General features: G+C 61.5%; 11 protein-coding genes. 1 reads left to right on the top strand and 10 read right to left on the bottom strand.

Annotated features, from left to right (window positions below; all coding sequences use genetic code 11):
• Positions 1 to 70: 70 nt before the first annotated feature.
• From hutH to hutC, 8 genes are all read right to left on the bottom strand, one after another.
• Entirely contained in the window at positions 71 to 1,594 is a 1,524-nt protein-coding gene (gene hutH / locus BLO97_RS07285) for a histidine ammonia-lyase (protein ID WP_092151010.1), read from the bottom strand.
• Positions 1,595 to 1,794: 200 nt separating this feature from the next.
• A complete protein-coding gene (locus tag BLO97_RS07280; RefSeq protein ID WP_092345444.1) occupies positions 1,795 to 2,625 on the bottom strand; it encodes a quaternary amine ABC transporter ATP-binding protein in 831 nt (276 codons plus the stop codon).
• Positions 2,622 to 3,473, bottom strand: a complete 852-nt coding sequence (locus tag BLO97_RS07275) for an ABC transporter permease (protein WP_041024738.1) — start codon at positions 3,471 to 3,473, stop codon at positions 2,622 to 2,624. The genes BLO97_RS07280 and BLO97_RS07275 overlap by 4 nt, the downstream gene beginning before the upstream one ends.
• A 69-nt stretch (positions 3,474 to 3,542) precedes the next feature.
• Positions 3,543 to 4,511, bottom strand: coding sequence for an ABC transporter substrate-binding protein (locus tag BLO97_RS07270; RefSeq protein ID WP_092151004.1), 969 nt, complete (start codon positions 4,509 to 4,511; stop codon positions 3,543 to 3,545).
• A 70-nt stretch (positions 4,512 to 4,581) separates the two neighbouring features.
• The gene (locus BLO97_RS07265; RefSeq protein ID WP_092222288.1) at positions 4,582 to 6,048 is read right to left on the bottom strand and encodes a purine-cytosine permease family protein; all 1,467 of its coding nucleotides are present in this window, start codon (positions 6,046 to 6,048) and stop codon (positions 4,582 to 4,584) included.
• Between the two features lie 138 nt (positions 6,049 to 6,186).
• Positions 6,187 to 7,875 carry a urocanate hydratase gene (hutU, locus tag BLO97_RS07260; RefSeq protein WP_092222286.1) on the bottom strand — a complete coding sequence of 563 codons (1,689 nt, stop codon included), beginning with the start codon at positions 7,873 to 7,875 and terminating at the stop codon, positions 6,187 to 6,189.
• A 489-nt stretch (positions 7,876 to 8,364) separates the two neighbouring features.
• Complete coding sequence (locus BLO97_RS07255) at positions 8,365 to 8,934, bottom strand: HutD/Ves family protein (RefSeq protein ID WP_092345442.1); 570 nt, start codon at positions 8,932 to 8,934, stop codon at positions 8,365 to 8,367.
• A complete protein-coding gene (gene hutC, locus BLO97_RS07250) occupies positions 8,931 to 9,641 on the bottom strand; it encodes a histidine utilization repressor (protein WP_170845945.1) in 711 nt (236 codons plus the stop codon). Before hutC ends, BLO97_RS07255 begins: the two co-directional genes overlap by 4 nt.
• A gap of 143 nt (positions 9,642 to 9,784) precedes the next feature.
• Between hutC and BLO97_RS07245 the strand changes: the two genes are divergently transcribed.
• Positions 9,785 to 11,149: a formimidoylglutamate deiminase gene (locus tag BLO97_RS07245; protein ID WP_092345440.1), complete on the top strand. Its 1,365-nt coding sequence runs from the start codon at positions 9,785 to 9,787 to the stop codon at positions 11,147 to 11,149.
• Between the two features lie 121 nt (positions 11,150 to 11,270).
• Here the strand turns inward: BLO97_RS07245 and BLO97_RS07240 are convergent, their stop codons facing one another.
• Positions 11,271 to 11,840 (bottom strand): lipocalin family protein, encoded by a 570-nt coding sequence (locus BLO97_RS07240; RefSeq protein ID WP_072345109.1) that lies wholly within the window; start codon positions 11,838 to 11,840, stop codon positions 11,271 to 11,273.
• A 106-nt stretch (positions 11,841 to 11,946) separates the two neighbouring features.
• Positions 11,947 to 12,201, bottom strand: a complete 255-nt coding sequence (locus tag BLO97_RS07235) for a hypothetical protein (protein ID WP_003196877.1) — start codon at positions 12,199 to 12,201, stop codon at positions 11,947 to 11,949.
• Positions 12,202 to 12,357 lie beyond the last annotated feature (156 nt).

Below are 12,357 nucleotides of genomic sequence, written 5' to 3'. Positions count from 1 at the left end.
TCCGTCACCTTCGCCTTTTGGGCGATGCTTTATGGGCAATAGGTGCCTTGGCACGCTGGCGCTTTTTTGATCAATTCAAATTCGGTAATACGCTTCGCAGCATGCTCGGGTCTTTAAGCAGGCCAGCGGCACTGGCGATGTCCGGCGCCAGCCAGCGATCCTGGTCGTAGGCCGGCACGCGCTCACGCAGCAGTTTCCAAGCGATGTCGGTGCCGGTGCCGAAGCGCTGGGCCTTGAGAAATTCAAAGGCCTGGGCCGCCAGCAGGTATTCGATGGCGAGGATCTGCGTGCAGTTTTCCAGCGCCCTGTGCAGCTTCAAGGCCGCGTTGGTGCCCATGCTCAAATGATCTTCTTGCAGGCCCGAGGTGACGAAGTTGTCGAGCACCGCCGGTTGCGCCAGTTGCTTGTTTTCCGCGCACAGCGACGCGGCGACGTATTGCACGATCATCATCCCCGAATTCACCCCGGGGTTGGCTACCAGGAAGGCCGGCAGGCCGCTGACGTGGGGGTTGATCAAGCGGTCGAGGCGACGCTCGGCGATGGAGCCGATCTCAGCCATGGCAATCGCCAGCAGGTCCGCCGCCATCGCCACCGACTGACCATGGGGGTTGGCCTGGGACATCACCCGGAAATGCTCAGGCGTGCCGAGCAACAGCGGGTTGTCGGTGGCGGCGTTGAGTTCGGTTTCGATCTGTTGCCGCGCATGCGCCAACTGATCGCGAGCGGCACCGTGCACCTGCGGAATCGAGCGGATACTCAAGGCGTCCTGGGTACGAATGCCCAAGCTCGAGGCGATGACTTCGCTGCCGTCGAGCAAGGCCCGCAAGTTGACCCCGACCTGCTGCATGCCCAGGTGCGGCTTGAGGGCGATGATCTCGGCATCGAACGCGGCAATCTGCCCGCGCAGGGCCTCGAAGCTCATGGCGCCGATCACGTCGGCCCATTGCACCAGCCGCGTCGCATCGGCCAGGGCCAGGCAACTGAGGCCGGTCATGCACGGGGTGCCGTTGACCAGGCACAAACCGTCCTTGGCGCCCAACTGCACCGGTTGCAAGCCTTCGGCGGCCAAGGCCTGTTGCGCCGAAACGATTTGCCCGCGATAACTGACCTGGCCGACGCCCAAAAGCGCGATGCTGATGTGGGCCATGTGGGTCAGGTAACCCACCGAACCCTGGGACGGCACCTGCGGTGTGATGCCCCGGTTGAGCAGCGCCAGCAGCGCTTCGACCACCCGGCGATGGATGCCGGATTTGCCCTGGCTGTAGTTGAGGATGGCGGCGCAGAGAATCGCCCGGGTCTGTTCATCGGAAAGCGGCGCACCGACGCCACAGGCATGGCTGAGCAGGGTGTTGCGCGACAGTTGGCTGAGCTGTTCGTCCTTGAGCGAAACATTGCACAAGGCCCCCAGGCCGGTATTGACGCCATAGGCGCGCTCACCGCTTTCGACGATGCGCTGGACGATGGCCTGGGCATTGTCGATCCGCGCCCAGGCCTGGGCCGACAGCTCAAGCTCGGCACCGAAGCGGGCGACGGCGACCACATCCTGCCAACGCAACGGGGCGTCGGCGATCACGATTTTTTCAGCCTGGGACATCTAAAACCTCATACCCATAAGTTGCCAATAACATTTGTGGCGAGGGGATTTATCCCCGTTGGGCTGCGAAGCAGTCCCATTACTTTCCATCCAATTGTGTCAGGCTGATCCCACTGCTTGGTCTGGGGCTGCTGCGCAGCCCAACGGGGATAAATCCCCTCGCCACAACCGCGTCTGGCCTTACACAACTGGGTCCGGCCTTACACCACCGCAGCCCTGCGCTGCACGAACCGATCGACATACTCATCCGCCGGCGAATGCAGGATCTCCCGGGGCGTGCCGACCTGGATCAGCTTGCCGTCCTTGAGAATCGCGATGCGGTTGCCGATGCGCACGGCCTCGTCGAGGTCGTGGGTGATGAAGACGATGGTCTTGTGCAGGGTCTTTTGCAGCTCCAGCAACTGGTCCTGCATCTCTGCGCGGATCAACGGGTCGAGGGCGCTGAAGGCTTCGTCCATCAGGATGATGTCGGTGTCCGCCGCCAAGGCCCGGGCCAGGCCCACGCGCTGGCGCATGCCGCCGGAGAGCTGGTGCGGGTACTTGTTCTCGTAGCCCTTCAGGCCCACGGTGTTGATCCAGTGCAGCGCCCGTTCGGCGCACACCTGCTTGCTCTCGCCGCGCACTTTCAAGCCATAGGCGACGTTGTCCAGCACGCTCTTGTGGGGCAGCAGGCCGAAGCTCTGGAACACCATGCTGATCTTGTGCCGGCGAAACTCGCGCAGGGCGTCCATGTCCAGTTGCAGGATGTCTTCACCGTCCACCAAGATCGCACCACTGGTAGGATCGATCAGCCGGTTGAAATGGCGCACCAACGTGGACTTGCCGGAACCGGACAGCCCCATGATCACGAAGATCTCACCGGTGCCGATGCTCAACGACAGGTCGTTCACACCGACCACACAACCGGTATCGGCCAGCACCTGATCCTTGGTCTTATTCTGGCGAATCAACTCCAGGGCTTCCTTGGAGCGATTGCCGAAAATCTTGAAGACGTTCTTGACTTCGATTTTGCTGATGGCTGCGTTGTTCATTTGCTCACCTCATGCCGAGGACGACCATAGGCCTGGGTAATACGGTCGATGACCACGGCGAGAATCACGATCGCCAGCCCGGCTTCCAGGCCACGGCCGACGTTGAGGGTCTGGATGCCCACCAGCACGTCTTCACCCAGGCCACGGGCGCCGATCATCGAGGCGATGACCACCATCGACAGGGCCATCATGGTGGTCTGGTTGATCCCGGCCATGATGCTCGGCAGGGCCAGGGGCAGTTGCACACCGAACAACTGTTGCCAGCGGTTGGCGCCGAAGGCGTTGATGGCTTCCATCACTTCGCCGTCCACCTGGCGGATGCCCAGGTCGGTCAGGCGGATCAATGGCGGCGCGGCATAGATCACCGTGGCGAAAATCGCCGGGACCTTGCCCAGGCCGAACAGCATCAACACCGGAATCAGGTACACGAAGCTCGGCATGGTCTGCATGATGTCCAGCAGCGGCATCAGCACCGAACGCAGGCGATTGCTGCGCGCCGAGAGGATGCCCAGGGGAATGCCGATCAACACCGAGATCAGCGTCGCCACCAGCATCAGGGCAAGGGTCTGCATCAGTTTGTCCCACAGGCCCACCGCGCCCACCAGGAACAGTAGGCCGACGATCACTGCCGTGGCCACGACCTTGCGGGTGGCGTGCCAGGCAATGCCTCCGACGATGGCCAGCATCAGCCACCAGGGCGCCATGCGCAGCAGGCCTTCGAGGTTGACGATGGCCCACAGCAAGGTGTCGGAGATGTGCCGGAACACATCGCCATAGTTGGTCACCAGGGCGTCGACCCAACCGTTGACCCAGTCGGCGATGGAGAAGGTAAAGCTTTCGGGAAACATAAGAGACTCTCGATCAGGTGGATGCAGTGAACGTCCCGGCCAACCCTAGGATTGGCCGGGGGATTCGACCTACAGAGCCGCGTCGATTTTCTTGGCAGCGTCTTCACTGACCCAGGCGTGCCAGACTTCAGGATGTTCCTTCAGGAAGATCTTCGCCAGCTTCGGCGACTCGATCCGCTCCTTGGCCATGCGCCCGAGGTTCTGGTTCAGGATATCGATGGGCAGGTTGACCTTTTCCAGCACCGTCACCAACTCCGGGGCTTCGTCGTGGAAGGTCTTGGACAGGCCGACCTTGATGCTCACGCTTTTATCCACGCCCGGTTTTTCTTCCAGTTTCACCAGGTCCACCTGGCCCATCAGCGGCGTAGGCGACCAGTAGTAGAACAGGATCGGCTCGCCACGCTTGTAGCTCGACAGCACCGCCGCATCCAGGGCCGGGCCGGTGCCTGGACGGAAGTTGGTGTAGGTTTTTTCCAGGCCATAGCTTTTCAGCATTTCGCTGTTGTCCAGCTCACATGTCCAACCGGCCGGGCAGTTGTAGAAACGGCCCTTGGACGGTTCTTCCGGGTCCTTGAACACGGCAGCGTACTGGCCCAGGTCAGCGATGTTCTTCAGGCCCGGGGCCTTGGCTTCGAGCTTGCGCTTGGCGTCGCCCTCAACCACGTAGCGCGGCACATACCAGCCTTCGATGGCCCCCACCACCGGGGCGCCGACGCCGACCACCTTGCCGGCCTTCTCGGCCTTGTTCCACACCTCGCTGCGGCCGACCCACTCTTCGGCAAACACCTGGATGTCGTTGCTGCTCAGGGCATTCTCCATGGTGATGGAGTTGCCTGGCAGGCTGTCGGTCTTGCAGCCGTAGCCTTTTTCCAGCACCACTTGCAGGACGTCGGTCAGCAGCATGCCGCTTTCCCAGTTCAGGCCGGCGAACTTCACCGGTTTGCCCGACTCGCACCAACCCGCCGCTTGTGTGGCGCTGGCGCCGGCCAGCAGGCCCATGGAAAGCAATGTGGTCAGCAGGGTCTTGTTCGACTTCATTATGTGACGCTCCTAATCAGTTGGATTGGCTTACGGCAGTCAAGAGGCATCCAGCCCTGTCAACGTCCCATCAGACCGCTTGGATGCGGCCCGCCCTGCTCGGTTGTGCGTCAACCGTGTCCTGCTCGAGCGGCAGGATCAATTGATCGGGTACAGCGCTGTGCCACTTCTTGGCGACGACGTAATACAGCGCCGCCGGAACCACCAGACCGATGATCCAGGAAATATCCACACCGCCCATGGCTTCCACCAGCGGACCGGTATAGAACTTGGTGGCGATAAACGGCAGTTGAACCAGTACGCCGAAGACATAGACGCTGATGCCAAGGGCGTTCCAACGACCGTAGCGACCGTTCGGGTCGGCCAGTGCCGGTACGTCATAGCGCTCGCGGGTGATGCAGTAGTAGTCCACCAGGTTGATCGCGCTCCAAGGCGTAAAGAACGCCAGCAAGAACAGGATGAAGGACTTGAACGCACCGAGGAACGAGTGCTGGCCGAGCAGCGCGATCAGCGTCGCAGCGCCGACGATGACCAGCACGAAGACCAGACGCTGCAGGCGCGTGACGTTCAGGTGACCACGAAAACCGCTGATGATGGTCGCGATGCACATGAAGCTGCCGTAGGAGTTCAGCGTGGAGATGGTGACCTTGCCGAATGCGATGCTGAAGTACAGCAGCGCAGCCGTGGCGCCGGTACCGCCCAGGCCCACGATGTAGGCCACCTCGTGACCGGCGAACTGCCCATTGGCCGAGGCCGCGGCAAACACGCCGAGGATCATCGCCACCTGCGCGCCGATGACTGAACCTGCGCCTGCGGCAAAAAAGGTTTTCACCGAGGAAGTTTGGCTTGGCAGGTAACGCGAATAGTCCGCCACATAGGGGCCGAAAGCGATCTGCCAGGAGGCCGCGAGCGACACCGCCAGCAGGAAGCTGCTCCAACTGAAATGGCGGATTTGCAGGAGTGCGCCAACGTCCGTCTGGCTCATCAGGCGAGCGAACAGGTAAACGAAGGCGATCACACCCAGGATGCTGGCGACACGGCCAATGAAGTGAATCACCCGATAACCAAGCACCGTGACCAACACGATGACACTGGCGAAGATGAGGATGCCGACACTGTCGCTGACATCAAACAACTGGCCCAGTGCCTGACCGGAAAGCACGGTGCCCGTCGCGGTGAAACCCAGGTACATCAGGCACACCAGCACGATCGGGATGGCCGCGCCATACACACCGAACTGCACCCGACTGGAGATCATCTGCGGCAGGCCAAGCTTGGGCCCTTGCGCGGCATGCAAGGCCATGACGCCACCGCCGAGCACTTGGCCGATCAGCAAACCGATCAACGACCAGAACACATCACCGCCAAGCACCACCGCCAATGCACCGGTGACAATGGCAGTGATTTGCAGGTTGGCCCCCATCCAGAGGGTGAACTGGCTCAACAGCCGACCGTGTCGCTCCGCTTCCGGGATGTAGTCGATCGAACGTTTCTCGATCAACGGCTTGCTGCTTGCGCGTGTGCTACTGACAGCCATGGTTCAACCTCTGTGGATTGTTCTGGAATTCATTTTCGCCGCTGCTTCCCTGTGGGAGCGAGCTTGCTCGCGATAGCGGTGGGTCAGCACTGACACGCCCTCATCGCGAGCAAGCTCGCTCCCACAAGGGGCTCGGGGTTACTTGCCGGTAATCATCGGCAAGTTCAGCCCCTGCTCTTTCGCGCAATCGATCGCGATCTGGTAACCGGCATCGGCATGACGCATGACGCCGGTGGCCGGATCGTTGTGCAGTACGCGAGCAATGCGCTCGGCCGCCTCGTCGGTACCGTCGCAGACGATCACCATGCCCGAGTGCTGGGAGAAGCCCATGCCGACGCCGCCACCGTGGTGCAGCGACACCCAGGTCGCGCCGCTGGCGGTGTTGAGCAAGGCGTTAAGCAACGGCCAATCGGAGACCGCATCGGAACCGTCCTGCATGGATTCGGTTTCACGGTTGGGGCTGGCCACGGAACCGGAGTCCAAGTGGTCGCGACCGATCACGATCGGCGCCGACAATTCGCCGCTGCGCACCATCTCGTTGAACGCCAGGCCCAGCTTGGCGCGCTGGCCCAGGCCGACCCAGCAGATCCGTGCCGGCAAACCCTGGAAGCTGATGCGCTCGCGGGCCATGTCCAGCCAGTTGTGCAGGTGGGCGTCGTCGGGGATCAGTTCCTTGACCTTGGCGTCGGTCTTGTAGATGTCCTGCGGATCACCGGACAGCGCAGCCCAGCGGAACGGGCCGATACCGCGGCAGAACAGCGGACGGATGTAGGCCGGGACGAAACCAGGGAAGTCGAAGGCATTTTCGACGCCCTCTTCCTGAGCCATCTGGCGGATGTTGTTGCCGTAGTCGAAAGTCGGCACGCCCATTTTCTGAAAGGCCAGCATGGCTTTGACGTGGACGGCCATCGATTGCTTGGCGGCCTTCACCACGGCGGCAGGTTCGGTCTTGGCGCGGGCACGGTACTCGTCCCAGGTCCAGCCGGCCGGCAGGTAGCCGTTGAGCGGGTCGTGGGCGCTGGTCTGGTCGGTGACCATGTCCGGACGCACACCACGACGGACCATTTCCGGCAGGATCTCGGCAGCGTTCCCGCACAGGGCGATGGAAATCGCCTTGCCTTCGGCGGTGTATTTCTCGATGCGCGCCAGGGCGTCGTCGAGGTCGGTGGCTTGCTCGTCGACATAGCGGGTTTTCAGGCGGAAATCGATGCTCACCTGCTGGCACTCGATGTTCAGCGAGCACGCACCGGCCAGGGTCGCGGCCAAGGGTTGCGCACCGCCCATGCCGCCCAGGCCGGCGGTCAGGACCCAGCGCCCCTTGAGGTTGGAGTCGTAGTGCTGGCGACCAGCCTCGACGAAAGTTTCGTAGGTACCCTGCACGATGCCCTGGCTGCCGATGTAGATCCAGCTGCCGGCGGTCATCTGGCCGTACATGGCCAGGCCCTTGGCGTCGAGTTCGTTGAAGTGCTCCCAACTGGCCCAGTGCGGCACCAGGTTGGAGTTGGCGATCAGGACGCGAGGGGCGTTGCTGTGGGTCTTGAACACACCCACCGGCTTGCCGGATTGCACCAGCAGGGTTTCGTCGTCGTTCAGGTTGGTCAGGCTTTCGACGATCTTGTCGTAGCACTCCCAATTGCGCGCCGCGCGACCTATGCCACCGTAGACCACCAGTTCCTTGGGGTTCTCGGCCACTTCCGGGTCGAGGTTGTTCATCAGCATGCGCAGCGGCGCTTCAGTCAGCCAGCTCTTGGCGGTCAGCGTGTTACCGCGAGGGGCACGGATTTCAACGTCACGGTATTTTTCAGGTTTGCGGGTAGCGTCGGTCACAGCAAAAACTCCTCAGCGATCAATCCAGACCAGCCCGGGCAGTGGGCAGCGATTTAGCGAACGTTGCGTTGAATATCAGTGACTCATACGCATACGTCTTTACTTGTATGTACAAGCATATGCAATCAAGCGGCCAACTTGTTGGAGGTGGTGTTCAGAAACGGTTGGGGAATTGGCTGAAAGCCTTGTGATTTCAGGGCTGCTGAGCGGCATGAAATTTTTTAAGAGGGTTTTCGAGAGGGCAATCGGAGGGTCACAGAAGCATGGCATTGCGCCACGCTGGGGCATTCGGTAACAAATTGGTGCGCAAAGAGGAAACAGCGAGGACGAGGCTTTTTGTGGCGAGGGAGCTTGCTCCCGCTGGGCTGCGCAGCAGCCCCCTCTCAAGCTCACTCAATCAACCTGATCCACCGCGTCGCCGGGTTTTAGGGCCGCTTCGCGCCCCAGCGGGAGCAAGCTCCCTCGCCACAAGAGTGTGTTAGCCGGAAATCAATGGGCCGTCAGCTCAATCACGCAGCATTGACCGTGAGTGGAGACATCCACCAACCCGGTGTTACCGCTCAGTTGCAAACAGTCGTAGAGACCCAAGTCCACAGCGGACTCACCAATCTTGATAGCCAGCCCCGGGGCGGCACTGAACACCAGCACCGTTTCCGCGTCACTGAAAAACCGCTGCTGGCCGCCCAACCACTGCAACCGCGCCCGGTAACGTTGCGGCGCGTAGATCAGGTTGAAGTCACGAATCGGTCCGCCCAGCAGCGTACAAAACACATGGCTCTCGCCGCTGAATGCAAAAGGGTCCAGCGGATGCAGAGGTCGCGTGGCCTGGCCATCGACGTTCAGCGTCATGCCGCTCCCCTGCAAGACACTGATGACCCGCTCGTAACCGGCGAAGGTGGAGAAACCGCCCGACTCACCGATGTCGGCAATCGACAGCCGCCAGCCGAAACCTTCCAGGCCGGTGCCGGCATCGCGAGTGATTTCTTCGGTGCTGCCGCCACCGTTTTTCCACGGCATGCGTGGGTAGTCTGCCGCGCGTAAAACCTTCAAATGGCTCATTTATGAAAGCGCCCTTCCAGACTGTGACGGGAACCCGGATGGATCAGGCGCGCAGCGGTCACCGGCTGGCGCCCGGACCAGGTACGGCGGCGGATCAATAGACACGGCTCGCCCCTTTCGATCTGCAACAGCTTGCATTCACTTGGCTCGGCCAGGATCGCCTCGACCACATGCTCGCCCTCGGTCAGCGGCGCGACCTGGTTCAGATAGGCGTAGGGCGTTTGCACGGTGAAGTCCTGCTTGAGGTAGTCAGGCGCCACCAGCGCGTTGACGAAACGGTCCTCGATTTGCACGGGGATGTCGTTCTCGAAATGCACGATCAGCGAATGGAACACTTTCTGGCCTTCGCGCATATCCAGGGCCAGTGCCCGCTCGGAACCGGCCGCCTCTTCTTCCAGGGTGATGACCTTGCACGTGTGGCGATGACCGCGGGAGGCGATTTCGTCGGCGATGTTATGCACTTCGAACAACGCGGACTGGCTCTTGGGCTCGGCCACGAAGGTGCCGACACCCTGCATGCGCACCAACAGGCCGTCGGCGGTCATTTCCCGCAGCGCACGGTTGATGGTCATGCGACTGAAGCCCAGTTGGCTGACCAGTTCGCTTTCCGACGGCACGCGGTAATGCGGCGGCCAGTTTCCACTGTCGATCTGCTGGGTGATCATCTGTTTGACGCGGGCGTACAGGGGTGCCGGACTGTCACCCATGTTTGCGGCCAGCGGCGGTTTGGCAGGCGGAGTCGACACGGCGGTTCCTTGTTCTGCGGATAAGAATGCTAGCTTGCCGGAGTTTACCGGCCAGGCAAACGTCTGTATATGTATATACAAATTACGCACGATGAGGTTGAACCATGTCCGCCTTCTTTGCCGAACGCGCGCTGCTGCCTAGTGGATGGGCCCATGATGTACGTCTTGAGGTCGATGCCGAAGGCGTCCTGACCCATATCCAGGCCGGTTCCCACGCAGACGGCGCCGAACGGCTGGGCGGCCCGCTGTTGCCGGGTATGCCGAACCTGCACTCCCATGCCTTCCAACGGGCCATGGCCGGGCTGGCGGAAGTGGCGGGCAATCCCAACGACAGTTTCTGGACATGGCGCGACTTGATGTACCGCCTCGTCGGAAAAATCAGTCCCGACCAACTCGGCATCATTGCCCGCCAGCTGTACATCGAAATGCTCAAGGCCGGCTACACCTCAGTCGCCGAATTCCACTATGTGCACCACGACACCGATGGCGCGCCCTACGCCGACCCGGCGGAGCTGGCCCTGCGCATCAGCCACGCCGCCAGCGCTGCTGGCATCGGCCTGACGCTGCTGCCGGTGCTTTACAGCCACTCGGGGTTTGGTGGCCAGGCGCCCAATGACGGGCAACGCCGGTTCATCAACAGCACCGAAAACTACTTGAAGCTTCAGTCGCGCTTGCAGCCGATCCTGGCCGGGCAGCCGTCCCAGGCGCTGGGCCTGTGCTTCCACTCGCTGCGTGCCGTGACGCCCGGGCAGATCCAAGATGTGCTGGCCGCCAGTGACCGCGAGTGCCCGGTGCACATTCACATTGCCGAGCAGCAGAAGGAAGTCGACGACTGTCTGAGCTGGAGCGGCGCCCGTCCGCTGCAATGGCTGTACGAAAACACCGAAGTCGACCAGCGCTGGTGCCTGGTCCACGCTACCCACGCCAACACCCAGGAAGTCAGCCTCATGGCCAGGAGCCGGGCGATTGCCGGCCTGTGCCTGACCACCGAAGCCAACCTGGGGGACGGAATTTTCCCGGCCGTGGATTTCCTCGCCCAGGGCGGGCGCCTGGGAATCGGCTCTGACAGTCATGTATCGCTAAGCGTGGTCGAAGAATTGCGCTGGCTGGAATATGGCCAGCGCCTGCGGGATCAACGGCGCAACCGCTTGTACCGGGCGGATCAGCCGATGGTCGGTCGCACCTTGTTCGATGCGGCGCTGGCAGGCGGCGCCCAGGCCCTGGGGCAACCGATCGGCACCCTCGACATCGGCAAGCGCGCCGACTGGCTGGTTCTCGATGGCAGCGACCCGTATTTGGCCACGGCCCAGGGCGACGCAATCCTCAATCGCTGGCTGTTTGCCGGTGGCGATCGCCAGGTACGCGATGTGATGGTCGGCGGCCGGTGGGTGGTGCGCGATGGGCGGCATGCCGGCGAAGAAGAAAGCGCCCGCGCGTTTACCCAGGTATTGCGCGAGCTCTTAGGCTGACGTAGATAAAAAGTGTGGGAGCGGGCTTGCTCGCGAAGGCGGTTTGTCAGCTAACGATTATGTCGGCTGATACACCGAATTCGCGAGCAAGCCCGCTCCCACATTGAATACTTGCAGGCAGTCAGTCCGAAGTCTTGGCCATCTGCCGATCCGACGCGCGCCAGATCAGTCGGGTCGTGTCATAACCCTGCTGGCGTGCCTTGCTCAGCAGTTCCTCGCGCACGACGCTATTGACAGTCGGCGTACGGGACAGCAGCCACATGTAGCGACGGCTTGGGTCGCCGACGATGGCGGTCTTGTAGTCATCGCTGACGTACAGCACCCAGTATTGCCCTTTCGCCACGCCCGGCACGATCCGCGAAAACCAGTTGTCGAACTCGACCCAGAGCTTGTCGGTCTTGCCCGGCACCTGCGGCGTGGCGGTGCCCCTGGCTTCTTCCCACTGCCAGTCCGAGGTCAGGCAGCGATTGAGCACGCCCACGTTGCCGTCTGGCTTGAGGGTGTAGTGAGCTTCCGATTGTGCGCAATTGCGCTGGAAATACATGGGCAGGCGGGCCAACTCATACCAGGTGCCTTGGTAGCGCTTGAGATTGACGCTGTTGACCGTCTTGGGTGCCAGCGGATCTTCGCCAGAAGTGGCACAGCCAGCCAAAATCAGGCCAGCCAAAAGCACAAAAACTAACCGCATCATTATTTTTCTCCCGCGGGCACTGTGGCCAGCATGGTTAGTTCGTCAGTTCTACTTCTGGCGCCGAAGTAGAACTGACGAACTAACCATACTGGCCACCATCCCCGGTTTACTTCAGGCCTTGGCCGGAAAACATCAACACTTTGTCACCGGCGTACTGCACGCTGATAAAGCTTTTCTGGTCGCCCCAGGTGCAACTGGACATGCCGAGCGCGCCCGAGCAATCGGTCGGTTTCCCCAGTAACGTTTCGACTTCGGACTTGGGCATGCCAGCCGACAGCTTCGAATAGTTTTCCTGGTTGACCTTGCTGCATGCAGTCAATACGACACACACAAACAACAAGGCGATAGATCGCAGCGACATGGTGAACTCCTGGAACGGAAGGGGGGTGGCAGGTGCCAACCAGAAGCTTAGAAGAGAAAACCCCTATCTGGTTCCCCGACACCCCCGGTATTTATTGGGTCTGGCCTGGTGTTTCATCGGTGAAACACTCACTTTGTGACAGCGTCGTGCATTTCG

This window comes from Pseudomonas sp. NFACC05-1, from assembly GCF_900100135.1.
GTDB classification, from domain to species: domain Bacteria; phylum Pseudomonadota; class Gammaproteobacteria; order Pseudomonadales; family Pseudomonadaceae; genus Aquipseudomonas; species Aquipseudomonas fluorescens_Q.
This window is presented reverse-complemented; position numbering and strand designations above follow the sequence as displayed.